Annotated in this window: 21 protein-coding genes, 1 tRNA gene and 1 pseudogene; 11 read left to right on the forward strand and 12 right to left on the reverse strand. The window is 75.7% G+C overall.

Annotated features, from left to right (window positions below):
• Positions 1 to 27 precede the first annotated feature (27 nt).
• Positions 28 to 138: pseudogene (locus tag ACI8AB_RS00640) on the forward strand (YccF domain-containing protein); the annotation flags it as partial.
• 44 nt (positions 139 to 182) lie between these two features.
• On the forward strand, positions 183 to 467 hold the full coding sequence (locus ACI8AB_RS00645; protein WP_456948545.1) for a YccF domain-containing protein: 285 nt from the start codon (positions 183 to 185) through the stop codon (positions 465 to 467).
• Positions 468 to 476: 9 nt separating this feature from the next.
• On the opposite strand, the gene ACI8AB_RS00650 is transcribed toward ACI8AB_RS00645, so the two are convergent.
• The 3 genes from ACI8AB_RS00650 to ACI8AB_RS00660 form a co-directional block, all read right to left on the reverse strand.
• The gene (locus tag ACI8AB_RS00650) at positions 477 to 890 is read right to left on the reverse strand and encodes an acyl-CoA thioesterase (RefSeq protein WP_387985547.1); all 414 of its coding nucleotides are present in this window, start codon (positions 888 to 890) and stop codon (positions 477 to 479) included.
• Between the two features lie 130 nt (positions 891 to 1,020).
• Entirely contained in the window at positions 1,021 to 2,691 is a 1,671-nt protein-coding gene (ettA, locus tag ACI8AB_RS00655) for an energy-dependent translational throttle protein EttA (protein WP_456948546.1), read from the reverse strand.
• A gap of 117 nt (positions 2,692 to 2,808) precedes the next feature.
• Positions 2,809 to 3,315, reverse strand: coding sequence for a single-stranded DNA-binding protein (locus ACI8AB_RS00660; RefSeq protein WP_456948547.1), 507 nt, complete (start codon positions 3,313 to 3,315; stop codon positions 2,809 to 2,811).
• A gap of 180 nt (positions 3,316 to 3,495) precedes the next feature.
• Here ACI8AB_RS00660 and ACI8AB_RS00665 point away from each other — a divergent pair.
• Together ACI8AB_RS00665 and ACI8AB_RS00670 are read left to right on the forward strand one after the other, a co-directional pair.
• Positions 3,496 to 3,568, forward strand: a tRNA-Arg gene (locus tag ACI8AB_RS00665).
• 118 nt (positions 3,569 to 3,686) lie between these two features.
• Positions 3,687 to 4,337, forward strand: coding sequence for a DUF4333 domain-containing protein (locus tag ACI8AB_RS00670; RefSeq protein ID WP_456948548.1), 651 nt, complete (start codon positions 3,687 to 3,689; stop codon positions 4,335 to 4,337).
• A gap of 63 nt (positions 4,338 to 4,400) precedes the next feature.
• On the opposite strand, the gene ACI8AB_RS00675 is transcribed toward ACI8AB_RS00670, so the two are convergent.
• Both ACI8AB_RS00675 and ACI8AB_RS00680 read right to left on the reverse strand, forming a co-directional pair.
• Positions 4,401 to 5,441 (reverse strand): LLM class flavin-dependent oxidoreductase, encoded by a 1,041-nt coding sequence (locus tag ACI8AB_RS00675; RefSeq protein WP_456948549.1) that lies wholly within the window; start codon positions 5,439 to 5,441, stop codon positions 4,401 to 4,403.
• A 58-nt stretch (positions 5,442 to 5,499) separates the two neighbouring features.
• Entirely contained in the window at positions 5,500 to 5,868 is a 369-nt protein-coding gene (locus ACI8AB_RS00680) for a VOC family protein (protein ID WP_456948550.1), read from the reverse strand.
• 250 nt (positions 5,869 to 6,118) lie between these two features.
• Between ACI8AB_RS00680 and ACI8AB_RS00685 the strand changes: the two genes are divergently transcribed.
• Positions 6,119 to 8,140 carry a putative bifunctional diguanylate cyclase/phosphodiesterase gene (locus tag ACI8AB_RS00685; protein WP_456948551.1) on the forward strand — a complete coding sequence of 674 codons (2,022 nt, stop codon included), beginning with the start codon at positions 6,119 to 6,121 and terminating at the stop codon, positions 8,138 to 8,140.
• Between the two features lie 42 nt (positions 8,141 to 8,182).
• Here ACI8AB_RS00685 and ACI8AB_RS00690 read toward each other — a convergent pair whose 3' ends face one another.
• The gene (locus tag ACI8AB_RS00690) at positions 8,183 to 8,983 is read right to left on the reverse strand and encodes an SGNH/GDSL hydrolase family protein (RefSeq protein ID WP_456948552.1); all 801 of its coding nucleotides are present in this window, start codon (positions 8,981 to 8,983) and stop codon (positions 8,183 to 8,185) included.
• Between the two features lie 70 nt (positions 8,984 to 9,053).
• Between ACI8AB_RS00690 and ACI8AB_RS00695 the strand changes: the two genes are divergently transcribed.
• Complete coding sequence (locus tag ACI8AB_RS00695) at positions 9,054 to 9,836, forward strand: transglutaminase-like domain-containing protein (protein WP_456948553.1); 783 nt, start codon at positions 9,054 to 9,056, stop codon at positions 9,834 to 9,836.
• 4 nt (positions 9,837 to 9,840) lie between these two features.
• Here ACI8AB_RS00695 and ACI8AB_RS00700 read toward each other — a convergent pair whose 3' ends face one another.
• Positions 9,841 to 11,265 carry a dihydrolipoyl dehydrogenase family protein gene (locus ACI8AB_RS00700; RefSeq protein ID WP_456948554.1) on the reverse strand — a complete coding sequence of 475 codons (1,425 nt, stop codon included), beginning with the start codon at positions 11,263 to 11,265 and terminating at the stop codon, positions 9,841 to 9,843.
• A gap of 34 nt (positions 11,266 to 11,299) precedes the next feature.
• Between ACI8AB_RS00700 and ACI8AB_RS00705 the strand changes: the two genes are divergently transcribed.
• From ACI8AB_RS00705 to ACI8AB_RS00715, 3 genes are all read left to right on the forward strand, one after another.
• Positions 11,300 to 11,800, forward strand: a complete 501-nt coding sequence (locus tag ACI8AB_RS00705; RefSeq protein ID WP_456948555.1) for a flavin reductase family protein — start codon at positions 11,300 to 11,302, stop codon at positions 11,798 to 11,800.
• A 95-nt stretch (positions 11,801 to 11,895) separates the two neighbouring features.
• Positions 11,896 to 14,499 carry a bifunctional FO biosynthesis protein CofGH gene (locus ACI8AB_RS00710; protein WP_456948556.1) on the forward strand — a complete coding sequence of 868 codons (2,604 nt, stop codon included), beginning with the start codon at positions 11,896 to 11,898 and terminating at the stop codon, positions 14,497 to 14,499.
• 261 nt (positions 14,500 to 14,760) lie between these two features.
• Complete coding sequence (locus tag ACI8AB_RS00715) at positions 14,761 to 15,183, forward strand: response regulator (protein ID WP_456948557.1); 423 nt, start codon at positions 14,761 to 14,763, stop codon at positions 15,181 to 15,183.
• 115 nt (positions 15,184 to 15,298) lie between these two features.
• Here ACI8AB_RS00715 and ACI8AB_RS00720 read toward each other — a convergent pair whose 3' ends face one another.
• The 3 genes from ACI8AB_RS00720 to ACI8AB_RS00730 form a co-directional block, all read right to left on the reverse strand.
• Entirely contained in the window at positions 15,299 to 17,212 is a 1,914-nt protein-coding gene (locus tag ACI8AB_RS00720) for a glycosyl hydrolase family 28-related protein (protein WP_456948558.1), read from the reverse strand.
• Between the two features lie 100 nt (positions 17,213 to 17,312).
• Positions 17,313 to 19,178 (reverse strand): putative bifunctional diguanylate cyclase/phosphodiesterase, encoded by a 1,866-nt coding sequence (locus ACI8AB_RS00725; RefSeq protein WP_456948559.1) that lies wholly within the window; start codon positions 19,176 to 19,178, stop codon positions 17,313 to 17,315.
• A 51-nt stretch (positions 19,179 to 19,229) separates the two neighbouring features.
• Complete coding sequence (locus tag ACI8AB_RS00730) at positions 19,230 to 20,132, reverse strand: ATP-grasp fold amidoligase family protein (RefSeq protein WP_456948560.1); 903 nt, start codon at positions 20,130 to 20,132, stop codon at positions 19,230 to 19,232.
• Positions 20,133 to 20,211: 79 nt separating this feature from the next.
• Between ACI8AB_RS00730 and ACI8AB_RS00735 the strand changes: the two genes are divergently transcribed.
• Entirely contained in the window at positions 20,212 to 21,225 is a 1,014-nt protein-coding gene (locus tag ACI8AB_RS00735; RefSeq protein WP_456948561.1) for an NADPH:quinone reductase, read from the forward strand.
• Here the strand turns inward: ACI8AB_RS00735 and ACI8AB_RS00740 are convergent.
• Positions 21,222 to 22,376 carry an acyl-CoA dehydrogenase family protein gene (locus tag ACI8AB_RS00740; RefSeq protein ID WP_456948562.1) on the reverse strand — a complete coding sequence of 385 codons (1,155 nt, stop codon included), beginning with the start codon at positions 22,374 to 22,376 and terminating at the stop codon, positions 21,222 to 21,224. The genes ACI8AB_RS00735 and ACI8AB_RS00740 overlap by 4 nt on opposite strands.
• Before the next feature lie 140 nt (positions 22,377 to 22,516).
• On the opposite strand from ACI8AB_RS00740, the gene ACI8AB_RS00745 reads away from it, so the two are divergent.
• Positions 22,517 to 23,116 (forward strand): SACE_7040 family transcriptional regulator, encoded by a 600-nt coding sequence (locus ACI8AB_RS00745; protein WP_387985591.1) that lies wholly within the window; start codon positions 22,517 to 22,519, stop codon positions 23,114 to 23,116.
• Between the two features lie 22 nt (positions 23,117 to 23,138).
• Here the strand turns inward: ACI8AB_RS00745 and ACI8AB_RS00750 are convergent, their stop codons facing one another.
• Entirely contained in the window at positions 23,139 to 24,995 is a 1,857-nt protein-coding gene (locus ACI8AB_RS00750; RefSeq protein WP_456948563.1) for a hypothetical protein, read from the reverse strand.
• Between the last annotated feature and the right edge of the window lie 122 nt (positions 24,996 to 25,117).

Genomic DNA, 25,117 nt, shown 5'->3' on the forward strand with positions numbered 1-25,117 from the left:
GGCGCGCCCGCGGTCCGTCGTCTGTGCGTGGACACCCTCCGCACGCTGCTGAACCTGGTCTGGCTGGTCCTGCACGGCTGGCTGCTCGCCCTGGCCTACGCGCTCGCCGGCGCCGTGGCCTGCCTGCTGGTGATGACCATCCCGTTCGGCATCGCCGCGTTCCGGCTCGCCGGGTTCGTGGTGTGGCCCTTCGGCCGGACGACGGTGCGGGCGCCGGCGTCGCCTCGGCGATCGGGAACCTGGTGTGGTTCCTCGTCGCCGGGTGGTGGCTGGCGCTGCTGCACGTGCTCGCCGGGATCGCCTTCTGCGTGACGGTCGTCGGGATCCCGTTCGGGATCGCGTCGTTCAAGCTGGCCGCCGTCGGGCTGTTCCCGCTGGGCAAGCGGGTGGTGGAGACCGCTCCCCCGCGCGACTGGATGCACGCCGGCAGCGGCGTGGTGCAGGGCGCGCCGGCCGCCCGCTGGTGACCCCCGGGCTCAGGCCTCCGGCTCGTCGGCCCAGCGGGCGAGGAAGTCCTTCTCGTCCGGGGTGAGCCGGCGCGGCCGGTCGATGGAGAAGTCGAAGGGCACCAGCAGCGTGCTGCCGGTGACGGCGAGCCGCTCGTGGTCGAAGACCTCGTAGTGGCAGGTGAAGGCGGCCGCCCGGACGCCCGACACCCAGATCTGCACGTCCAGCGGCCGGGCGGAGTAGACGACCGGCCGCTTGTAGGCGATCTCGTGGGCGGCGACGACGGTGCCGCGGCGCAGCCCGGTGCGCTCCTCCAGCGACGCCCGCTCGAAGAACAGCGCGACCCGCGCCATCTCGAAGTACTGCAGGTGGACGACGTTGTTGACGTGGCCGTAGGCGTCCATGTCCGACCAGCGCATCGGGACCTGCACCGTGAACCGCACGGTCCGACACCCTGCCGCACGCCTCCCGCGCCCGTCGACCGCGGCTCCCGGCGCCGTGTGCGCGCACCGCGGACGCCGACGGCGGCCGGAGCAGGTGCTCCGGCCGCCGTCGGCGGGGTGTGACCGCGGGCTAGTCGCGGGTCAGCTTGCGGTACGTGGCACGGTGCGGGCGGGCGGCCTCGGGGCCGAGCCGCTCGACCTTGTTCTTCTCGTAGTCGGCGAAGTTGCCCTCGAACCAGAACCACTTCGAGTCGCCCTCGTAGGCGAGGATGTGGGTGGCCACGCGGTCGAGGAACCACCGGTCGTGGCTGACCACCACGGCGCAGCCGGGGAACTCCAGCAGCGCCGACTCCAGGCTGGTCAGCGTCTCGACGTCGAGGTCGTTGGTCGGCTCGTCGAGCAGCAGCAGGTTGCCGCCCTGCTTGAGGGTCAGCGCCAGGTTCAGCCGGTTGCGCTCACCGCCGGAGAGCACGCCGGCCGGCTTCTGCTGGTCCGGGCCCTTGAAGCCGAACGCCGCGACGTAGGCCCGCGAGGGCATCTCGACGTTGCCGACCTTGATGTGGTCCAGCCCGTCGGAGACGACCTCCCACAGCGTCTTCTTGGGGTCGATGCCGCTGCGGGTCTGCTCGACGTAGGAGATCTTCACGGTCTCCCCGACCTTGATCTCGCCGTCGTCCGGCTTCTCCTCGCCGACCAGCATCTTGAACAGCGTGGTCTTGCCGGCGCCGTTGGGGCCGACGACGCCGACGATGCCGTTGCGCGGCAGCGTGAAGGACAGGTCGTCGATGAGGATGCGGTCACCGAAGCCCTTGGTGAGGTCGTGGCTCTCGACGACCACGTTGCCCAGCCGCGGGCCCGGCGGGATCTGGATCTCCTCGAAGTCCAGCTTGCGGTACTTGTCGGCCTCGGCCGCCATCTCCTCGTAGCGCTGGAGGCGGGCCTTGCTCTTGGCCTGGCGGGCCTTCGCGCCCGACCGCACCCACTCCAGCTCCTCGGCCAGCCGCTTCTGCCGCTTGGCGTCCTTGGCGCCCTCGACCTTGAGGCGGGCGGCCTTGGTCTCCAGGTAGGTGGAGTAGTTGCCCTCGTAGGGGTAGGCCCGGCCGCGGTCGAGCTCGAGGATCCACTGGGCGACGTTGTCGAGGAAGTACCGGTCGTGGGTGACGGCGACGACGGTGCCGGCGTACTTCTCGAGGTGCTGCTCCAGCCACGCGACGCTCTCGGCGTCGAGGTGGTTGGTGGGCTCGTCGAGCAGCAGCAGGTCGGGCGCCTCGAGCAGCAGGCGGCACAGCGCGACGCGGCGGCGCTCACCACCGGACAGGACGCTGACGTCGGCGTCGCCGGGCGGGCAGCGCAGCGCGTCCATCGCCTGCTCGATGCGGGCGTCCAGCTCCCAGCCGTCGTGCTGCTCGATGACCTCCATCAGCTCGCCCTGCTCGGCCAGCAGCGCGTCGAAGTCGGCGTCGGGCTCCCCCATCGCCGCGCTGACCTCCTCGAAGCGGGTCAACGCGTCGCGCAGCGGCTTGACCGCCTCCTCGACGTTGCCGCGCACGTCGAGCTCCTCGTTGAGCGGCGGCTCCTGCAGCAGGATGCCGACGGTCGCGTCGGCGGCCAGCATCACGTCGCCGTTGGAGGGCTGCTCCAGCCCGGCCATGATCTTGAGGACGGTCGACTTGCCCGCACCGTTGGGGCCGACGACGCCGATCTTGGCGCCGGGCAGGAACGACAGGGTGACGTCGTCGAGGATGACCTTGTCGCCGTGCGCCTTGCGGGCACGGGCCATGGTGTAGATGTACTGAGCCACTGGGCGTTCGAGCCTTCCGTCGGTGCGCGGTGTCGATGCGCGGAGAGGGGCGGGCCGGCGCGTGCCCCGGCCCGGCCCCCGTGCGTTCTCGTCCCCGATCCTCCCAGTTCGCGGCGGCTAGTGGAGAGCCGGTTCCGGCAGGGCGTCGAGCGCCGCACCGGCCGCGGACGAGTCGGGGTCCACCTCGTACAACGGCTGGACCGGCTCCGGATAGTCCCGCTCGTCGGCGGCCTCGTCGACCGGCTCGGCCGGCGGCGCGGCCGCCGTCCGCCGGGTCTTGCGGAACTCGGCGGTGCCCTTGCTGAGGTCGAAGCCCACGGTGCGGGCCCGGACCCGCGGCCGGCTGTGGCGGCCCGTGTCGTTCTCCCACTCGTCGGTGCGCAGCGTGCCCCGGACGACGACCGGGTCGCCCTTGCTGACGCTGTGCGACACGTTGCCGCTCAGCTCGTTCCAGCACTCGACGTCGACGAAGAACGTCGCGCCGTCGACGAAGCCCTGGGCGGTGCTGTCCCAGCGGCGCTCGGTGGAGGCGACGCGGAAGTTGGTGACGGTGCCGCTCTGCGTGCGCACGCGGTTGGGTGACGTGACGACGTTGCCGACGACGGTGATCTCGGTGGTGCTCACGGTGCTCCTCGGGTCCAGGAGCCGGCACGGTGCCGGTCCGGGTCCGACCCTCGTCCCGCGCGGGGGCCCGTGGCGGCGCCGGGAGCGGCCTGTGGAGGACCCGGCGCCTGTGGACGGCGACCGCCCCGGTCGTCACCCGCTCACCCCCGGCGCCGTGGAGGTGTCATCATCGGCGACCGAGCGCCCGTAGCTCAGCGGATAGAGCAGGTGCCTTCTAAGCACTTGGTCGCAGGTTCGATCCCTGCCGGGCGCGCCGTTCACCGCCACTTGCCGTGGACCGCAAGTCGTCCCGAAGGGCGCTGCAAGCGGGCGGCGGGACGGTGCTCCCGAGCACCCGGGGACGGCCCCGGGACCGCACCGAGGAGCGCCCCGTGACCCAGGTCCACGACCCCCGCAACGCCCAGCCGCACGCCCCGCAGGGCCCCTACGCCCCGGCGCCCTTCCCCGCCCCCAACGGCTGGGACGGCCCCGGCACCCCCTACGGCCAGCAGCCCCCCGGGAAGCGCACCGGCGCGATCGTCGGCAGCGTCCTCGCGGTGCTCGTCGTCGCCGCGCTCGGCGTCGGCGCCTTCCTCCTCCTCGGCAGCAAGGTGCTCGACACCGCCGAGGCCGAGCGGCAGATCGCCGCCGTCGCGCAGGAGCAGGCCGGCGTCACCGTCACCGACGTCAGCTGCCCCGAGGACGTCGAGCTCGCCGCCGGCACGGTCACCACCTGCACCGCGCAGCTGGAGGGCCAGGAGGTGACCTTCACCGTCGAGCAGACCGACGACGAGGGCAACGTGACCATCGACAGCGACCAGGTCTACGTGCACGTGGCCGACGTCGAGGCGACCCTGAGCGAGCAGTTCGCCGCGAGCACCGGCCTCGAGGTCGTCTCCACCTGCGACGCCGGCGACCGCACCGTGCTCGTCGCCGAGGACGGCCTGACGCTGGACTGCCAGGTGGCCGCGGCCGACGACCCGACCAACAGCGCCCTCGTCACCGCCACGCTCGACGCCGAGGGCAACGTCAGCTTCGAGTGACCCCCCAGGAGGCAGGGGAGGCCCGGGACCGCACCGCGGTCCCGGGCCTCTCGCGTGCGTGCGTCAGCGCGCGCCGGCGGGCGTCCAGCCCAGCGCCGGCGCGACGTGGCGCGCGACGTTCTCCAGCAGCCGGGCGTTGTACTCGACGCCGAGCATGTTCGGCACCGTGAGCAGCAGGGTGTCGGCCTCGCGGACGGCGGCGTCCTTGGCCAGCTCCTCGGCCACCTCGTCGGGCTCGCCGGCGTAGCTGCGGCCGAAGCGGGCGCGCACGCCCTCGAGCAGGCCGACCTGGTCGGACGAGCGGCGCTCGTCGCCGAAGTAGGCGCGGTCGACGTCGGACACGATCGGGACGACGCTGCGGCTCACCGACACCCGCGGCTCGCGGTCCCACCCGGCCTCGACCCAGGCGGCGCGGTAGCGGGCGATCTGCTCGGCCTGCAGCTCGTCGAAGGGCACGCCGGTGTCCTCGGACAGCAGGGTCGAGCTCATCAGGTTCAGCTCCTGGCGGGCGGCCCACTCCCCCGTCGCCCGGGTGCCGGCGCCCCACCAGATCCGGTCGGCCAGGCCCGGTGACTGCGGCTGGATCGCGAGCCGGCCGCGCGCGCCGCCGGTCATCCCGGGGTCGGCGTCGACGACGGTCGCGCCGCGCACCGCGGCGAGGAACAGCGCCGTCTTCTCGCGCGCCAGGTCGGCGTCCGAGGACCCCTCCGGCGGGACGTGACCGAACGCCTCCGAGCCGCGCAGCGCCGTCTCCGGTGACCCCCGGCTCACGCCGAGCTGCAGCCGGCCGCTGGCGAGCAGGTCGGTGGCCGCGGCCTCCTCGGCCATGTACAGCGGGTTCTCGTAGCGCATGTCGATGACGCCGGTGCCGAGCTCGATCCGCGAGGTCCGCGCGGCCATGGCGGCCAGCAGCGGGAACGGCGAGGCCAGCTGCCGCGCGAAGTGGTGCACCCGGACGAACGCGCCGTCCAGGCCGAGCTCCTCGGCGGCGACGGCGAGCTCGACGGTCTGCACCAGCGCGTCCCGGGCCGTGCGCACCTCCGAGCCGGGCAGCGGCTGCCAGTGCCCGAACGACAGGAACCCGATGCGCTTGCCGACGTCCATGCCCGGCACAGCGCACGGGCCGGGCGCGGGATTCCCCGGCGCTCAGCATTCCCGGCGCTCAGCGCGGCGGCAGCTGCTGGACCGCCCAGCCGTTGCCGTCCGGGTCGCTGAAGAACACGAACGACCCCCAGGGGAGGTGCTGGACCTCGCTGACCTCGACGCCGCGCCGGGTCAGCTCCTCGTGCGCCACCTCGACGTCGTCGACGACGAGCTGCAGCCCCTGCGCCGCCCCGGGCGGCACGTCGAGCAGCCCGGTGCCGATCGCGATCGAGCACGCCGACCCCGGCGGGGTGAGCTGCACGAACCTGACCCCGTCGCTCACCCGGTGGTCGTGGTCGAGGTGGAACCCGGCGCCGTCGGTGTAGAAGGCGATCGCACGGTCGACGTCGCTGACCGGCACGGCGACCAGCTCGAGCTTCCAGTCCATGACGCGCTCCTCCGCTCGGGGCGCCCACCCTGCTCCCCGGAGCGGTGCGCGGGCACCCTCCCGGGCGCCCGGAGCGGACACCCGTGCCGAGGGAGACCGTGGCCGGAGGTGGAGGCGCTGCTCACCGGGACGCCCCACGCGCACCGGACGACACGGCAGCCTCCCGCCGTGACGCAACGTGAGCGACCGACCACGACTCTCCGTGTGCGGGTTCCGCTGCTCCGGCCGTCCGGTCGGCCACCCTGTGCAGGTGACTCTCAGCGCCCCCCACGTGCCCCGGCCCCGGGCCGACCAGCCCGGCGAGCCGAGCGGCGCACCGGCGGGGACGAGGCTGCGGGCCATCGACACGCTGCTGGCCGACCGCGGCCAGGTGTTCCGCGCCCTGTTCCTCAACTCGCCGGTCCCCAAGGCCCTGGTCGGCCTCGACGGCCACCTGCTCGTCGTCAACGACGCGCTGTGCGCGCTGTCCGGCCGCGGCATCGACGACGTGGTGGGCCGCCACGTCGACCTGCTCGCCCACCCCGACGAGGCCCCGATCGCCGACGGCGACGGCGCTGCCGGTGACGAGGCCGGCCTGGACCCGTGGCTGCGCCGGGACGGCGAGCGCCGCCTGCGCCGCGCCGACGGCACCGAGCTGTGGGTGCAGCAGTCGCACACCGTCGTCCACCGGACCACCGGCGAGCCGCACTTCGTCGTCCTGTCGCTGGTCGACGTCACCGACCGGCGGCGGGCCGAGGAGGACCTGGTCCGCCGGGCCTTCACCGACCAGCTCACCGGGCTGCCCAACCGCCGCGCCCTCACCGACCGGCTCGCCCACGCCCTCGCGCTGTCCCGCCGCCGCGGGCTCCAGGTGGGCCTGGTGCACCTGGACCTCGACCGGTTCCAGGCGGTCAACGACACCCTCGGCACCGAGGCCGGCGACCAGCTGCTCAGCCAGGTCGCCGACCGGCTCCGCTGGAGCACCCGCGTCGAGGACACCGCCGTGCGGCTCGGCGCCGACGAGTTCCTCATCCTCGCCGAGGACGTCGAGGACCTCGACGGCCTGCGGGCGCTGGCCGACCGGCTGCTGTCGGTGCTCGACGACCCGTTCCAGCTCGGCAACCGCGAGATCGTGCTGTCGGCGAGCGTCGGGCTGACCATGGGCTCCGACGTCGCCCCCGACGACCTGCTGCGCCAGGCGCACAGCGCGCTCACCCGCGCCAAGCGGGACGGCAGCCGGGCGCGCATCGAGGTGCACGACGGCGGCCTGACCGAGGACGAGGTCGACCTGCTGCAGCTGGAGACCGACCTGCGCCGCGCGCTGGACGGCGACGAGCTGCGGCTGTTCTACCAGCCGATCGTCTCCCTGGCCGACGAGACCCTGCTCGGTTACGAGGCGCTCATCCGCTGGCAGCACCCCACCCGCGGGCTGCTGCCGCCGGGCGCGTTCCTCGACGCCGCGGAGAACAACCGGCTCACCTCCCGCCTGGGCGCCTGGGTGCTGCGGCAGGCGTGCACCGACGCCGCCGGCTGGCCGGCCGGGCTGCGGGTGCACGTCAACGTGTCGGCGCGCCACCTGGCCGAGGAGGGCTTCAGCGACCTGGTCGCCGCCGCGCTGGAGGAGTCCGGCCTGCCGCCCGGGCGGCTGGAGCTGGAGATCACCGAGTCGACGGCGCTGTTCGCCGCCGAGGCCACGCTGCAGGCGGTGTCGGAGGTGACCGCGCGCGGCGTGACGCTGGCGCTCGACGACTTCGGCACCGGCTACTCGGCCATCACCGCGCTGCACCGGCTGCCGATCCACACCGTCAAGATCGACCGGTCGTTCGTCGCCGACGTCGTCACCCGGCCCTCCACCGCCGCCCTGGTCCAGGGCCTGCTGCAGCTCGGGCAGGGCATGGGCCTGCAGGTGATCGCCGAGGGCATCGAGGACCTCGAGCAGGCCGAGTGGCTGCGCCGGCACGGCTGCGCGATGGCGCAGGGCTACGCCTTCGGCCGGCCCGCGCCGCTGCCCAGCCGCGCCGAGGCGCTCATGGCCGAGGTGCTCGTCGAGCAGGCCGCCGAGGAGGCCGCCGCCGTCCTCGAGGCCGTGACCGGCGAGCTGGAGGCGGTCACCGGCGAGCTGCCCCCGGTGCCGGACCCGGCCGGCGGCGACGGCGTCGACCTGTTCCCGCTGGAGGACGCCGAGGAGCCCCCGGCCCCCCGGCCGTTCCTCGTGGTCGTCGAGGACACGCCCACCGACGACGAGCCGGTCACCGACGGGGACGAGACGGACGGGGACCAGGCCCCCGCCTGAGCCCTCCGGGAACCTCCGCGGAGGTGCACGGTCCCGGCGGGTTCAGCCGCGGGGCAGCGCCAGCGGCACCGGCCGCTTGGGGGCCCGCCCGTCGCCGGAGGACCGGCCGCGCAGGCGGCGGGCGATCCACGGCGCGACGAACCCGCGCACCCAGGCGGCCTCCTCGGCCAGCGCCGCGCGCAGCGCCCGCGGCGGGGCCGGCGGCAGCGGGGTGCGCCACTCGCCGTCGCCGGGGACCGGGACGCCGAGCGCGTCGGCCGCGGCCAGCGCCATCCGCCGGTGCCCCTCGGCGGTGAGGTGGATGCGGTCGCTGTCCCACAGCCGCCAGTCCAGCAGCCAGTCCGCGCCCCACTGGTCGAGGACGACGGCGCCGTGCCGCGCGGCGATCGACCACAGCGAGGCGTTGAACACCGCGACCCGGCCGCGGGTGCGCCGGATGATCGGCGTCAGCCGCGGGTCGACGCCGGTGGCGAGCAGCACGTCGGCGCCGTCGGCGCGGAAGGCGGCCACCGCCGCCTCCAGCGCGGCGGCCAGCACGTCGGGGTCGGCGCCGGGACGGAGCAGGTCGTTGCCGCCGGCCACCAGGCTCACCAGGTCCGGCTGCGCCGCGCGGGCGACCGGCACCTGCTCGGCGAGCACCTGCGGGAGCAGCCGCCCGCGGATGGCGAGGTTGGCGTACTCGACGTCGGCGCCCGGCGAGGCCTCGGCCAGGTGCTCGGCCAGCCGGTCGGCCCAGCCGCGGTACTCGCCGGGGCGGGCCGGGTCGGGGTCGCTGAGCCCCTCGGTGAAGGAGTCGCCGAGGGCGACGTAGCGGCGCCAGGAACTGCGGGACGGTGCGGGCACGGCCCCCACTGCAGCACGGTGAGCGAGCACACAGCGCGCCGGGACCCCGGCCGCGGCGACGATCTCGGTCATGCCGACCTCCGTCGCCGCCTCGCTCACCCTCTCCTCGGCCGGCCCGGCCACCGCCCTGCTGCAGGTGGCGGTGGCCGCCCCTGCCACCGAGACGCTGACCGTGCTGTGCGAGGGGCGCCCGCTGGAGGTCGAGGAGCTCCGGGTGGGCGAGGCGCGGGTGCACCGGGTCCGGCTGGAGGCGGGCACCACCGAGGTCACCTACACCGCGACCGCCGAGCGCGGCGGCCCGGGCCGCGCGGTGACGCCGGAGGCGTGGGCGGAGGCGATCCGGCCCAGCCGCTACTGCCCGTCGGACCAGCTCGAGGGGTTCGCCGCCACCGAGTTCGACCGCTCGCTGCCCCGCGCCGAGCTGGTGGGCGCGGTGGCCGACTGGGTGCACCGGCGGCTGGTCTACGCCGCGGGCGCCAGCCGCCCGGTGGACACCGCCGTCGACACGCTGCTGGCCGGGCGCGGCGTGTGCCGCGACTACGCGCACCTGACGGTCACCCTGCTGCGCGCCCTGGAGGTGCCGGCGCGGCTGGTCGCCGTCTACGCGCCCGGGCTGGACCCGATGGACTTCCACGCCGTCGCGGAGGCCGACGTCGGCGGGACCTGGTGCGTGGTCGACGCGACGCGGCTGGCGCCGACCTCGTCGCTGGTGCGGATCTGCTCGGGCCGCGACGCCGCCGACACCGCCTTCCTGACCACGCTCGGCGGCGCGCAGTTCCGGGGCATGACCGTCACCGCCGCCGTCGACGGCGACCTGCCCGCACCGAGCGACACGCCGTTCCCGCTGCCCTGAGCGCTCAGCCGCGCCAGGTCTCGAGCAGCCGCAGCCAGATCTCGCTGACCGTCGGGTAGGCCGGGACCGCGTGCCACAGCCGCGCGATCGGCACCTCCCCGACGACGGCGATCGTCGCCGCGTGCAGCAGCTCGGCCACCGCCGGGCCGACGAAGGTCACCCCGAGCAGCACCTCGCGCTCGGTGTCGACGACGGCGACCGCGGTCCCCTCGTAGCCGTCGGCGAACAGGGCGGCGCCCGAGACCGAGCCGATCGGGTACTCGACGACGCGGTGCGGCAGGCCGCGCTCCTCCGCCTGGGCGCTGGTCAGGCCGACGCTGGCCACCTGCGGGTCGGTGAACACGACCGAGGGCGTGGCGGCGCGGTCGGCGGTGGCGGTGTGCGGCGACCAGTCCTCCACCCGCACCTCCTCGCCGCGGGCGCGGGCGACGATCGCCGCGCCGGCCTGGCGGGCCTGGTACTTGCCCATGTGGGTGAGCTGCCGGCGGCCGTTGACGTCGCCGACGCCGTAGAGCCACGGCAGCCCGCGCACCTGCAGCGTGTCGTCGACGTCGAGGTACTCCCCCGGCTCGAGGCCGACGCTGTCCACGCCGATCGCCGTCGTCCGCGCCCGCCGCCCGACGGCCACGAGCACCTCGTCGCCGCGGACCTCGCCCTCGGCGGTCGTGAGGACGACCTCGTCGTGCTCGCGGCGGGCCGCGCGGACCTCCGCGTCGAGCCGGACGTCGACGCCGCGGTCGCGCAGCGAGGCGAGCACCGCGTCCCCGGCCTGCGGCTCGGCGCCGGGCAGCAGCCGGTCGCCCTGCTGGAGGAGCGTCACCCGCGAGCCGAGGGCGTTCCAGGCGAAGGACGTCTCGCAGCCGACGTAGCCGCCGCCGACCACCAGCAGCCGGCGCGGGGGCTCCTTCGCGCTCGTGGCCTCGCGCGGGGTCCACGGCTCGACGTCGGGCAGGCCCTCGACCGGCGGCACCGCGGCCTCCGACCCGGTGCAGACCGCGACCGCGTGCCGCGCGGTGAGCCGGGTCTCCCCGCCGTCGGGGCGGGTGACGACGACGGTCCGCTCGCCCTCGAGCCGGGCGGTGCCGCGGACCAGGTCGATGCCGGCGCCCTCGACCCAGCGCACCTGGCCGGCGTCGTCCCAGTGGCTGGCGAAGGAGTCGCGGCGCTCGAGGGTCGCGGCGACGTCCTGCTCGCCGGTGACCGCGGCGGCGGCGCCCTTGACCGCGCGCGCCTCCTCGATCGCCTCGGTGCCGCGCAGCAGCGCCTTGCTCGGCATGCAGGCGTAGTAGGAGCACTCCCCGCCGACGAGGTGCTCCTCCACCAGCACCGCGGACAGCCCGCCCCGGACGACGACGTCGGCGACGTTCTCCCCGGTCGAGCCGGCGCCCATCACGACGACGTCGTAGGTCTTCTCGTCCGCGCTGCTCACCGGGCCATCCTGGCGGTGTGGTCGACTGGCCGCCATGCCGGTGTCACCCTCCGACTTCAGCGCCGCCCTGCGGCAGTACGCGGCGGGGGTGGCGCTGCTGACCGTCCGGGACGACATCGACGACGTCGGCACGACGGTCACCTCGGTCATGAGCGTGTCGGCCGACCCGCCGCTGGTCGCCGTCGGGCTGGCCGCCGACGGGTACCCGGCCGAGGTGCTGGAGGCCGTGGGCACCTGCGGGCTCACCGTGCTCGCCGCCGGGCAGGCGATCCTCGCCAGCCGGTTCTCCTCCGCCGGGCGGCCCTCGGCGCGGCACCTGCTCGAGTCGGTGCCGTGGTCGCGGGCGGCCGGCAGCGACGCGATCGTGCTCGACGGCGGCGTCGTCGCGCTGGACTGCCGGCTCGACCGGCTCGTGCCGGCCGGCGACCACGTGCTGGCGCTGCTCGCCGTCGAGGACGTGCCGGTCCTGCGCGACGGCGCCGCGCCCCTGCTCCGGCTGCGCGGCCGCTACGTCGACGCCCCCGGGAGCCGTTAGCGCGACAGAGGCGGTTCCGGCCCCCCGCAGGGGCCCGCCCGCGCGCCTGCGAGCGGGTGGGGGGCGGGGGGGTCCTTCGACTAGTTTCGAGGGCGATGAGCGAGCCACAGACCCCCGTGCCGTCCGCGCTGCGCCGGGCCCTCGCCCGCGCCGAGCGTGGCGTGACCCTCGACGCCGGCGAGGCCGAGACCCTGCTGTCGGCCCGCGGGCTGGGCGACGGCGAGCCGCTGGACCGCCTGCTCACCGCCGCCTCGCGGGTGCGCGACGCCGGCCTGGCCTCGGCCGGCCGCCCCGGCGTGGTGACCTACAGCCGCAAGGTGTTCATCCCGCTCACCCACCTGTGCCGCGACCGCTGCCACTACTGCACGTTCGTGACCACGCCCGGGCAGCTGCGGGCCCAGGGGAGGGCGCCGTTCCTCTCCCCCGACGAGGTGCTCGACGTCGCCCGGCAGGGCGCGGCGCTGGGCTGCAAGGAGGCGCTGTTCACCCTCGGCGACCGGCCCGAGGACCGCTGGCCGGTCGCCGCCGAGTGGCTGGAGGCGCACGGCTTCGACTCGACGCTGGCCTACCTGCGGGCGATGGCGATCCGGGTGCTGGAGGAGACCGGGCTGCTCCCGCACCTCAACCCCGGGGTGATGACCTGGGAGGAGGTCCAGCGGCTCAAGCCGGTGTCGGCGTCGATGGGGATGATGCTCGAGACGACCGCGACCCGGCTGTGGTCCGAGCGCGGCGGCCCCCACTTCGGCTCCCCCGACAAGGAGCCGGCCGTGCGGCTGCGGGTGCTCGAGGACGCCGGCCGCTCCGCCGTCCCGTTCACCACCGGCGTGCTGCTGGGCATCGGCGAGACGCCGGCCGAGCGGGTGGACGCCGTCCTGCGGATCCGCGCCGCGCACCAGCGGCACGGGCACGTGCAGGAGGTCATCGTGCAGAACTTCCGCGCCAAGCCGCGCACCGCGATGGCCGCGCACGACGACCTCGCGCTGCAGGAGTACGTGGCCGCCGTCGCCGTCACCCGGCTGCTGCTCGGCCCGCGGGCGCGGGTGCAGGCGCCGCCGAACCTGTCCGACTCCACCGAGCTCGGGCTGCTGCTGCGCGCCGGCGTCGACGACTGGGGCGGGGTCTCCCCGCTCACGCCCGACCACGTCAACCCCGAGCGGCCCTGGCCGAACACCGACAAGCTCGCCGCGCTGACCGCCGAGGGCGGGTTCACCCTGCGCGAGCGGCTGGCCGCCCAGCCGCGCTACGTGCTCGAGCCCGAGCCGTGGCTCGACCCGCGGGTGCGCCCGCACGTGGCCGCGCTGGCCGGGCCCGACGGGCTCGCGGTCGAGGGCCGCATCCCCACCGGGCTGCCGTGGCAGGAGCCCGACGAGGCCTGGGTGTCCTCCGGCCGCACCGACCTGCACGTCGAGGTGGACACCGTCGGTCGCACCGGCGACCGACGCGGGGACTTCGACGCCGTCTACGGCGACTGGGCCGACCTGCGCGACCGCACCACGGCGGCCCGCGACGGCTCCTCCACCGCCCTGGCGGTGGGTGACCCCGGGGTGCACGCCGCGCTGCGCGCCGCCGAGCGCGACCCCGCCGGGCTCTCCGACGCGCAGTACCTGGCGCTGCTCGGCGCCGACGGCCCCGACCTCGAGGCGCTGTGCGCGCTGGCCGACGCCGTCCGCCGCGACGTCACCGGCGACGACGTCACCTACGTCGTCAACCGGAACGTCAACTTCACCAACGTCTGTTACACCGGCTGCCGGTTCTGCGCGTTCGCCCAGCGGCGCACCGACGCCGACGCCTACACGCTCTCGCTGTCCGAGGTCGGCGACCGGGTCGACCGCGCGTGGGCCGCCGGCGCCACCGAGATCTGCATGCAGGGCGGCATCCACCCCGACCTGCCCGGGTCCGCCTACCTCGACCTGATCGGCGAGGTGAAGCGCCGCCAGCCCGGCATCCACCTGCACGCGTTCAGCCCCATGGAGATCGTCAACGCCTCGGCCCGCACCGGGCTGTCGTTCGAGGACTTCCTGCGCGCGGCGAAGGAGGCCGGGCTCGACTCGGTCCCCGGCACGGCGGCGGAGATCCTCGACGACGACGTCCGCTGGGTGCTGACCAAGGGCAAGCTGCCCGCGGCGACCTGGCTGGAGATCATCGGCACCGCGCACCGGGTGGGCATCCCGACGACGTCGACGATGATGTACGGCCACGTCGACACCCCGGCGCACTGGGTGGCGCACCTGCGCACGATCGCCCGCCAGCAGGACGAGACCGGCGGGTTCACCGAGTTCGTGCTGCTGCCGTTCGTGCACCACAACGCGCCGATCTACCTCGCCGGCGTCGCGCGGCCGGGCCCGACGGTGCGGGAGAACCGGGCGGTGCACGCCGTCGCCCGGCTGCTGGTGCACGGGCGGATCGGCAACGTCCAGACCTCGTGGGTGAAGCTCGGTGACGCCGGCACGCAGGCGGTGCTGCAGGGCGGGGCCAACGACCTCGGCGGCACGCTGATGGAGGAGACCATCAGCCGGATGGCCGGCAGCGAGAACGGCTCGCTGAAGACGATCGCCGAGCTCGAGGCGATGGCCGCGGCGATCGGCCGGCCCGCCCGGCAGCGCACCACCGAGTACGGCACCCCCTCGGAGGAGCGGCTGCGCACCGCCCGCTCCGAGGCCGGCCGCCGCGCGCTCACCCTCTCGATCACCCCGGCCTGAGCCGCTGGGAGCGATCCTGTGGCTCGGGCTCGGCGTGCTGCGCCGGCACCGCCGCCGGGTGGCGCCGCGGGCCGCCCGGGACGACTGACGGGTCACGGCCGGCGGACGGGCCCATCGGGGACACACCGGCCGCCCGAGGAGGGCAGCGCGTCGGGCTTGCAGTGAGCGCCGACGTCTCCCAGGATCGTCGCCTCACCGTTCGAGGTGCCACGGCCGACAGGCCACCGCGGGGTGCTCGCCGGACGGTCAGGAGGTGCACGGATGACCGGAGCTGACCACGTCGGTGACGTCACCGCCGAGATCCGCGTGCTCCTCGTCGACGACCACCCGGACCTGCGCAGGGCCCTGGTGGAGGCACTGTCCGAGGAGGACGACCTCGTCGTCGTCGGCGAGTGCGAGGACGGGTCACAGGTGGTGGAGGCCGCTGCACGCCTGCATCCCGACGTCGTGTGCATGGACCTGTCCATGCCGGTGATGGACGGGTTGGCGGCCACGGAAGCGCTGCGCGCCGCTCGACCCGAGGCCCGGGTCGTCGTGCTGACCGCGGAAGCCGGCGAGGCACGACTCGAGGCCCTCGCCGCCGGTGCCCACGCGCTGGTGCCGAAGGGCACCCGTCTCCACGCGCTGCTCCGCTGCGTGCGCACGGTCGCCGTCGGCGGCACGGGCTGTCCCTACTGCCTGTGACGCCGCGACACCCTGTCGACCGTCGTCCCCCCGATGCCTCGGGTGACACCGGGACCGCCGGAACGCACCGGTGGGCCGCCGCGGGAGTCCGCGACGGCCCACCGGGCTCGCTGCGTCAGGCTGCCGGGTGGTCGACCACGTACTGCGGCCGGCCCTGGTTGCTGCCGTCGGCCTGGCCGCCGACGTCGTTCACCACGTGCCGGATGATCCCGAGACCGTCGAGGTGGACGGTCATCACGTGGTGCAGCCGCACGCCCGGCGTCGTCGGCACCTCGAAGCCGCTCTCGGTGGTGATCCCCGGACCCGCGTTGCGCTGGTAGCCGTACACGCCGCCGCCGTAGAGGCGGTGCTGCTGCACGTCGTCGGCGACCTTGTAGCCGGCCCAGCCGAGGGTGCCGTCGGGCTGCTGCCAGTCGGCCTGCGACGGCGGGTCGTAGGGCAGCTCGTTCTGGTAGAGGACCGTCGTCCCCTGCTCGCCGTTCCAGACGGTGTTGTGGGTCTGGAAGTGCTCGACGAACAGGCCGGTCGCGGTCACCCGGTCGCCGTTGATCTCGGCCCCCACCCGGCCGGTGTTGGTCCGCCAGCGGTCGGTGTCACCGTTGACGCCCTGGGTGAAGCCGGGCTCGACGCCGTGGTCGGCGCGCCACACCCAGGTGTGGTCGACGAGGACGTCGTCGCTGTCGACCACGAGCGCGGTGTCGACCTTGCCCACGTGCGGGCCGCCGACGCGGAAGTAGACGTCGGACAGCGTCGTCGGGTCGGCCGCGTCGGACCGCCCGCCGTTGCCGTTCGGGTTGCCGACCTGCAGCAGCGCCGGCGACTCGACGGTGCCCGCGTCGATCGTCACGCCGGCCACGACGACGCCGGGGACGTCGGCGATCGTCAGCGGGACCGCGCCGCCGACCGCGGTCAGCGTCGCGTGCCCGATGCCGAGCACCACGGTGCCGGGCCGCTTGACGTCGATGCTGCGCGCGACGTCGTACACCCCCGGCGTGAGCAGCAGGTGGCCGCCGCGGGCGAGGTGGTTGTCGATCTGCTGGACGGGCGTGGACGGCGTGGCCACGAGGAACTCGCCGATCGGGATGGTCCGCCCGGCCGTCGTCCCCTCGTCCCAGCTCACCCCGCGGGTGTCCTGCCGGGCGGCGGGCACGCGGACGTTCCACCGGCCGTCGCCGTCGAGGAACAGGAACGGCTTCTCGCGGCTGACCGGGGTGGTGTCCAGCGTGGTGTACGGCGGGGTCGGGAAGGTCGCGTCGTCGGGAGCGCCCTCGACGCCGGAGAACACCTGGTTCCACACGCCGTTGGACCACGAGCCGACCGTGCTGTTGCGGGTCAGCCACTGCTGCTGCGAGCCGTTGACGACCGCGCCCGCCCGCGAGTCGGCGATGAACCCGCCGCTGGCGTAGTGCGGTCCGGCGGTGCAGTAGTCCATCAGCGACAGGGTGCCGCCGGTGACGTCCACCCGGCGCAGCGAGACCGCCTGGGACACGGCCCAGAAGTTGGCGCTCTGCCGGCAGCCGTCCTGGCCGGTGGCGTTGACGTCGATCGTCAGGTTCGACACGGTGCGCCAGAAGTTGTTCAGCGCGATGCAGTTGGTCGTGCCACCGCCGTCGAGGCAGCGGTTGTAGCTCTCGACCTTGCCGTTGATGACCACGTCGGACGGCGAGTCCCCGAGGCCGGTGACCTCGGTGTAGTAGCCGACCTTGATCTGCAGCGGCTGGGCGTCGGTGCCGTAGGTGCCGGGGCGGAAGAGGTAGGCGTACCGCTCGGTGCCCATCTCGTCGTCCCTCTGGGCGGCGAAGGTCGCGTCCAGCTCGGCCTGGATCTCGCTGACCGGCATGGACGGGTCGAACACGGTGACGTTCACGCCGAGGTCCGGCGCGGTGGGGCTGGTGGCGGGCGGCGGGGCGGCGGAGGCCGCGCCCACCGCGAGGGGCGAGACGGACAGGGCCGTCGCGACGGCGAGCGTGGCGCCGAGACGGCGCCGGCGGACGGCGGGGAGGGTTCCTGGCTGCACGGACGTCCTCATCGTCGAGGGTGTACGCACGGTGTGACTGCTGTCACGGTGCGCGCACAGGTTAGGGGACCGTTCCATTCCGTCCGCGACCACCCCCGGACGCCCGCGCAGGTCAGGGGGCCGGTACCGGCTCCCGCGGCGCGGGGACGGCGCGGGGAGGCGCCGGCTGGGCGGGGTCGTGCGCGGGCGCGGGCAGCGGGCGGCCGAAGAGGTAGCCCTGCGCGTGCGAGCAGGCCAGGCCGTCGAGGACGGCGTGCTGCTCGCTGGTCTCCACGCCCTCCGCGACCACCTCCAGCCGCAGGTTGCGCGCCAGCTCGATCATGGAGGCCACCAGCGCCCGCGAGCGGACGTCGCCGCCGAGGTCCTGCACGAAGCTGCGGTCGATCTTGAGGACGTCCGCGGGCAGCCGGCGCAGGTAGGACAGGCTCGCGTAGCCGGTGCCGAAGTCGTCGATCGCGATCCGCACGCCGAGCTCCCGCAGCGCCCGCAGCTGCCCGGCCACGCGGTCGACGTCGCGCAGCAGCACGCCCTCGGTCACCTCCAGCGTCAGCTGCGCCGCCGGCAGTCCGCTCGCGGCGAGGACGGCGGACACCAGCGCCACGACGTCGTCGTCGGCCAGCTGCCGCGGCGAGAGGTTGACCGCGATGCCGATCGGCCGGCCGGCCTCCGCCGTCCAGACCGTAGCCTGCCCGACCGCCTGCTCGAGCACCCAGCGGCCGATCTCGAGGATCGCGCCGCTCGCCTCGGCCAGGGGCACGAACTCCGCGGGCGGCACGAGCCCGCGCTGCGGGTGCTGCCAGCGCAGCAGCGCCTCGTAGCCGGTGGTGCGGCCGTCGGCGAGGTCGATGGTGGGCTGGTAGTACACCTCCAGCTGGCCGGCCCGGACCGCGGCGGTCAGGTCCTGCAGCAGGGTGACCTCCTCCTCGGCCGCCTCGGCCATGCCCGGCGCGTAGCGGACCAGCCGGTTCTTCCCCAGCGCCTTGGCGCGGTACATCGCCAGGTCGGCGTTGCGCAGCAGCGTCCCGGGCCGCCGGTCACCCGCCGTCGCGGTGTCGGCGACGCCGATGCTCACGTGCACGGCCAGCGGCCGCCCGCCGACGTCGACCGGCTCGGCGAGCGCGGCCAGGACCCGCTCGCCGACCGCCGCCGCCTCGTCGGCGCCGCCGCCGACCACGACGGCGAACTCGTCGCCGCCCAGCCGGCCCACCTCGTCGCCGTCCCGGACGCAGGCCCGCAGCCGGTCGCCCACCGTGGTGAGCAGGACGTCGCCGGCCGCGTGCCCGCGGGTGTCGTTGACGTCCTTGAAGTCGTCCAGGTCCAGGAACAGCACGCTGACCGGGCCGGTGCGGCGGGCCAGCAGCGTGGCGGTGGTCTGCAGCAGGCGGGTGCGGTTGGCCAGCCCCGTGAGCGGGTCGTGCAGCCCCTGCCGCTCGTTGAGCCGCCACGAGGACAGGTGCGCCAGGCTCGCTGCCAGCACGAACCCGCCGTGCACCAGCGCCCAGAGCCACGGGTCGCGGTAGGCCGCCTCGTGGTCGAACACCGAGTGCGGGAAGAGCGTGCCGACGGCGCCGTGGTGCCCGATGACGACCACGAGGGCCAGCCCGAAGGGCACCCAGTCCTGGTAGAGCGACACCAGGCCGACGACGACGAAGAAGTGGAAGTGCGCCTCGGTCAGCCCGTCGCAGACGTGCACGAACAGCACCGAGGCGGCCAGCAGGCTCCCGGTCACCCCCGCGGCCCGCAGCGTGCGGCCGGCGTTCGGCAGCAGGCTGAACGACAGCGGGTAGGCGACGGCGAGCGCGGCACCGCCCGCCGCAGCCGGAGCCCAGCCCCGGGCCACCGCGAGGACGCCGATCGCCACGGCCTGCACCGCGGCCAGCCGCAGCAGCAACGCGTGCCGCCGCTGCCAGACCTCGTCCGGCAGTGGCCGCCCCTCGGGCAGCGCGCGGCGGAGTCGGCCGATGACGGGGAGCTCCATGAGGCCCCATCGGCCGCCGGTCTGTTCCGGATCAGTTCCGTTCCGCGGTGGTCACCCCGGGGGGTGAGGACCGCCACACCGGCGCGCCGCCGCGGTGCGCCAGCGGGGCCGGTCCACCTCGGCGGGCAGCGTCCACCAGCTGCCCAGCCACGCGTCGAGCCCCGGCTCGAGGCGGGACAGCCCCGCGCCCGGGTAGGGCGTCAGCTCCCCCGCCCAGAGCCGGCCGTCGTGCCGGTAGAGGTCCACCCGGAGCATGTCGAAGCCGGCCGCCGCCGCGGCCGCGGCCTCCAGCAGCTCGGGCAGCCAGGCCGGGCGCGGCACGTCGGGCCCGGGCGGGTAGCCCCACGTCCAGGGCAGCGGCTCCCAGCCGGCGGTGTACAGGCGCGCACGGTGCACGTCCCGCCGGCCGGTGTGCACGCCGACCACCCGCGGCACGCCGTGGAACACCAGGACCTTGAGGTCGGTGGGCACCTCCCCGGGCTCCCCGACGTGCTCCTCCACCAGCAGGCCCGGCCGGGCGCAGCGGTAGGCCCACTCCTCGCTGTCGCGCCAGTAGCGCTCGGCGACCCAGCCGGCGGTGCGCGCGGCGAGATCGGCGACGTCGGGGCGCCCCTCCCCCACCAGCACCCGCCGGCACGAGTGGTTGGGCTTGAGCACCCACGGGCCGGCGAGGTCGACGCCGGCCAGCTCCGCGACGTCGGTGCCGGTCCAGTACGTCCGCGGCACCCGCAGCAGGTCCGGCGCCCGCCGCGCGAAGTGGTCCTTCATGGCCAGCTTGTCGCAGGTCGGCGCCAGCAGCGGACGGCGGTCGCGGGTGATCCGCCGCTGCAGCTTCTCGGTGAAGGTGCGTGGCTCCCCCCACGGCGGCAGCCGGCCGTGGTGCTGCCGGTAGAGCCGGGCCCGCCGCAGCGAGGACGGGAGCACGCGGCTCCAGGCCGGCGCGGACTCGCTCACGCGCCCTCCCTACCGCGCCGCGCCCCGATCGGAACAGGGCCGTACGCAACAGGGACGCCGCGCGGGGTAGGGCCGCCGGGTGCGCGCCATCACCTACACCGAGCCCGGCGGCCCCGAGGTCCTGCAGCTGACCGACCGGCCCACCCCCGACCCCGGCCCCGGCGAGGTCCTCGTCCGGCTCGCGACGGCCGGCGTCAACCCGACCGACTGGAAGTCCCGTACCAACGCGCAGCCCGGGCCCGGCGGCCAGGTGCCCGGCCAGGACGGCGCGGGCACGGTCGAGGCGGTCGGCCAGGGCGTGGACCCCGCGATCCGCGGCGAGCGGGTCTGGGTGTGGGAGGCGGCCTGGCAGCGCCCCTGGGGGACGGCGGCGGAGTACACCGTCGTGCCCGCCCGTCAGGCGGTGCCCATGGGCCCGAAGCCCTCCTTCGAGCTCGGCGCGGCGCTGGGCATCCCGTTCCTCACCGCGCACCGCTGCCTCACCCTCGGCGAGTCCGTGCCCGACCGGATGGGCCCCGGCTCGCTGACCGGGCGCACCGTGCTGGTGCAGGGCGGCGCCGGCGCGGTGGGCAACGCGGCGATCCAGCTGGCGCGCTGGGCCGGCGCCACGGTCGTCGCCACGGTGAGCAGCCCGCGCAAGGCGCAGCTGGCCGCGGCGGCCGGCGCCTCGCACGTCGTCGACTACCGGCAGCAGGACGTCGCCGCCGAGGTCCGCAAGATCGCGCCGAAGGGCGTCGACACGGTCGTGGAGGTGTCGGCGGCCCGCAACGCCGCCGTCGACGCGCAGGTGGTCGGCATGCACGGCGCGGTCGCGGTGTACGCCGACGACGGCGGCGCCGAGGTCACCATCCCCGTGCGCGCGCAGATGGGCCCCAACGCCCGCTGGAACTTCGTGCTCGTCTACACGCAGCCCGAGCGGGCCAAGGTCCTCGGCGTCGAGGACGTCAACGCGGCCCTCCTCGACGGCGCGCTGCGGGTGGGCGAGGACGCCGGGCTGCCGCTGCACGTCTTCCCGCTGGCGGAGACGGCGCAGGCGCACCGGGCCGTGCAGGACGGCGCCGTCGGCAAGGTGCTGGTGGACGTGACGGCCTAGCCGACGCCGAGGTCCCTGGCGATGAGCATCCGCTGCACCTCGCTGGTGCCCTCGCCGATCTCGAGGATCTTGGCGTCGCGGTAGAAGCGCCCGACCGGCGTCTCGTTCATGAAGCCGTAGCCGCCGTGCACCTGGGCGGCCGCGCGGGCGTTGTCCACCGCGACCTCGGAGCTGTAGAGCTTGGCGATCGAGGCCTCGCGGCGGAACGGCTCGCCGCGCAGCATCTTCTCGGCGGCGCGGTAGTAGGCCAGCCGCGCGGTGGAGGCGCGCACCTCCATGTCGGCGATCATGAACTGGACCGCCTGGTTGCGGCCGATCGGCCGGCCGAAGGCCTCGCGGGTGCCGGCGTAGCGCACCGACTCGTCCACGCACCCCTGGGCGAGGCCGGTGGCCAGCGCGGAGATGGCGACGCGTCCCTCGTCGAGGATGGAGAGGAACTGCGCGTAGCCGCGGCCGCGCTCCCCGACCAGCGAGTCCTCGGGCACCCGGCAGTCGCTGAAGGAGAGCTCGCGGGTGTCCGACGCGTTCCACCCGACCTTCGAGTACCGCGGGCCCACGGTGAAGCCGGGGGTGCCCGACGGGACGGCGATCGCGGAGATCTCCTTGCCGCCGTCGGGCCGGGTGCCGGTGACGGCGGTGACGGTGACCAGCTCGGTGAGGTCGGTGCCGGAGTTGGTGATGAAGGCCTTGGAGCCGTCGACCACCCAGTGCCCGTCCTCCAGGCGTGCGGTGGTGCGGGTGGCGCCGGCGTCGGAGCCGCCGCCGGGCTCGGTCAGGCCGAAGGCGGCCAGCGCCTCGCCCGTGCACAACCGCGGCAGCCAGCGCTTCCGCTGCTCCTCGCTGCCGAACCGGTAGAGCGGCATCGCGCCCAGCGAGACGCCGGCCTCCAGGGTGATGGCCACCGAGCTGTCCACCCGGGCCAGCTCCTCGATGGCCACGCACAGGTCGAAGTAGGTGCCGCCCGAGCCGCCGTACTCCTCGGGGAAGGGCAGGCCGAACAGCCCGAGGTCGCCCATCTGCCGCACGATCGCGGTGGGGAACTCGTCGCGCTCGTAGAAGCCGCCGATCTGCGGGGCCACCACCTCGAGCGCGAACTCGCGGACGGTCTTCCGCAGGGCCTCGGTCTCGTCGTCGAGCCGGTAGTCCAGCACGGTGTGCTCCCTGGTGCCGGGGCGCCGGTGGGGTCCTCCCCGGGGCCCGCCTGCGACCGCTCCGGTCGGCCGGCCGCTCCCCAGCGATGTTAACGACGGTTCACATCGGGGTCCAGACCGCGGCCGTTAGCATCCGCGGCGTGACCGCCAGCCAGCCCGACTCGGCGCTGACGGCCGACGCCGCCCGGCCCTCCCGGCGGGAGCAGATCCTGCGGGCGGCCGCGCAGCTGTTCGCCGAGCGCGGCGCGCGGGCGGTCGGCGTCGACGACGTCGGCGCCGCGGTCGGCGTGACCGGCCCGGCCATCTACCGGCACTTCGCCAGCAAGGACGCGATGCTGGCCGAGATGCTCGAGGGCATCAGCCAGCGGCTGCTGGCCGGCGGGCGCGAGCGGGTCGCCGCCGCCGGTCCCGACCCCGTCGCGCAGCTGCGGGCGCTGATCGCCTTCCAGGTGGACTTCGCGCTGGACAACCCCGCGCTGATCACCGTGCAGGACCGCGACCTCGGCTCCCTGCCGCCGGACGACGCGGCCGCGGTGCGCCGGCTGCAGCGCCGCTACGTCGAGGTGTGGGTGGAGGTGCTGGCCCGGCTGCGGCCCGAGGAGGGCACCGACGCCAGCCGGGCCCGCGCGCACGCCGTCTTCGGGCTGGTCAACTCCACCCCGCACAGCGCGGGCCGGCTGCCGCGCGCGCGGACGGCCGCGCTGCTCGCCGCGATGGCCGAGGCGGCCGCGACCGCCTGACGCGGCGTCGCCGCCGGGGTCGTCAGCCGGCGGACGGGTCGGGCATCGGCAGGCTCAGGCCGGTGCCGGCGACCAGGTCGAGGTCGGCGGTGCCGCCCTCGCCGGGACCGGTCCAGGCGGTCTCCACGACGGTGACCACCGGACCCTGGACGGCGCTGGCGTACTCGGCGCCGGACAGCTCCGCGGGCGCACCCGGGTAGGTCACGCCCTCGCGCAGCAGGTCGCTGACGTTCCCGCTGCCGTTGCGGTCGGTCAGGTCGCGCAGGGCGCGGGCGGCGACGGTGTCGCCCATGTCCACGGTGGACACCGAGACCACCACGGCCCGGCCGTCGACGTCGGTCGACCACAGCGCCCGCGCCAGGCCCGCGCAGTCGGTCCGCTCGAAGGAGTCCGCGACGTCGCCGTAGGAGTTGCCGACGCAGGTGTCGTCGACCTGCACCCGCTGCAGGACGAACTCCAGGCCGTCGAGGACCGCGCGCTCGCCCGGCTGCGGGCCGGCCTCCTGCGCCCCCGGGGAGGGGGCCGGGGTGCTCGTGCTCGGCGGGGCGGCCGCCGAGGCGTCGCCCCCGCCGCCGGTGAGGCTCACCAGCGCGACCACCGCGACGACGACCACGGCCAGCGCGGCGGCGGCGAGCAGCGCCAGCCGGCGCCGCGCGGCCGGCGAGCGGCGGCGCGGCCCCACCAGCGGGATCGGCGGGGACGGCGGGACCGGGACGGGAGCCGCGGGCGGCGCGGCCGGCGGGGTCCCGTGCCCGGCGTCGGTGTCGGCGTCGCCGAACAGCCCGCCGATGCCGCCGGTCTCGTCGGCGACGTCGGCGGGGACGGCGACCGGGGCGTCGGGGACGCCGCCCCCGGACTGGACGGCGGGCGTCTCGAAGCGCGCGGTGGCCGGGTGTGCCGGGGCGGGCACGACCGGCGGGGGCGCGACGGGGACAGGTGCGACGGGGACGGGTGCGACGGGGGCGGGTGCGACCGGAGCGGCCACCCGGGCGGCCGCCGCGCGCGCCGCGGCCTCCTCGTCGGCCCGGATCGCCGCGACGGCGACGGCGGCGGCCGCGACCGGGTCGACGAGCGGGCCGGCCGGGGCGGCCGGCGCCGGGACCGCCACGGGGGCCGGCGCCGGGACCGGCGGGGCGGGTGGCGCCACGGGGGCGGCCGAGGCGGCCGAGGCGGCCGAGGCGGCCGAGGCGGCCATCGCCGCGGGCGCGAGCAGCTCCCGCCGGCGCAGGACGTAGGGCGAGTACGGGAAACCCTCGCCGTTGAGCTCCTCGACCGTGGGCCCGCGGCCCTCGAGGCCGAGCGCGGTCAGCGCGGCGCGGACGTCGGCGGTGGTCCACAGCCGCGGGTTGTCCACCCCGGCGTAGCGGGCGGCCCGCGAGATGCCGAGCAGCAGCGAGCGGGGTTCCAGCAGCGCGACCTGGTCGCCGTCGCCGAGGTCGCCGTCGGCGGGGACCAGGCCGGTGAGGTCGCCGGCGAGGACGGTGAGCCGGGCGATGCGGCCGGGCTCGAGCCCGGCCCGGCGGAGCCGGACCGCGGCGTCCATGCCGGCCCGCATGAGGCCGTCCAGCGGCGTCGAGCCGCCGCCGGCCAGCTGCAGCACCTCGCCGGGGCCGGCGCCCGGGCCGATGGTCCAGGAGCCCTCCGGGGTCGCGGTGACGACGCCGGACTGGCGGACCACCTCGACCACGCGCACGACGGCCAGGCCCTCGGGGACGAAGACCACGGCGTCGGACAGGCGACGCTCCATGGGGCCGTCGACGACCGGGACCGACGCCACGACGGCGCCCCGGACGGCTCCGCCGCGGTCCCAGCGGGTCAGCTCGGCGAAGAGCGCACGCTCCCCCGCCGTCTGCGGCGGCACGGGCGTCAGGGCCAGCACGTCGTCCTCCGGGGGCGGGTGGGGGTCGGGGGGAGGCCGGGCGCGCGCGAGGGCGCGGGGCGCGGCCCGGCAGCGGGGTCCGGGCGGGCGGCCACGTCCGACGTTACGTCAGGTGACGGGCC

This window comes from Geodermatophilus sp. SYSU D00698, assembly GCF_054050335.1.

Bases quoted from the DNA above. Each gene is read 5' to 3' on its own strand.
- ACI8AB_RS00675 (WP_456948549.1), bottom strand. From the start codon at position 5,441: ATGGACGTCGGCAAGCGCATCGGGTTCCTGTCGTTCGGGCACTGGCAG.
- ACI8AB_RS00680 (WP_456948550.1), bottom strand. From the start codon at position 5,868: ATGGACTGGAAGCTCGAGCTGGTCGCCGTGCCGGTCAGCGACGTCGAC.
- ACI8AB_RS00695 (WP_456948553.1), top strand. From the start codon at position 9,054: ATGCCGACCTCCGTCGCCGCCTCGCTCACCCTCTCCTCGGCCGGCCCG.
- ACI8AB_RS00705 (WP_456948555.1), top strand. From the start codon at position 11,300: ATGCCGGTGTCACCCTCCGACTTCAGCGCCGCCCTGCGGCAGTACGCG.
- ACI8AB_RS00710 (WP_456948556.1), top strand. From the start codon at position 11,896: ATGAGCGAGCCACAGACCCCCGTGCCGTCCGCGCTGCGCCGGGCCCTC.
- ACI8AB_RS00715 (WP_456948557.1), top strand. From the start codon at position 14,761: ATGACCGGAGCTGACCACGTCGGTGACGTCACCGCCGAGATCCGCGTG.
- ACI8AB_RS00720 (WP_456948558.1), bottom strand. From the start codon at position 17,212: ATGAGGACGTCCGTGCAGCCAGGAACCCTCCCCGCCGTCCGCCGGCGC.
- ACI8AB_RS00725 (WP_456948559.1), bottom strand. From the start codon at position 19,178: ATGGAGCTCCCCGTCATCGGCCGACTCCGCCGCGCGCTGCCCGAGGGG.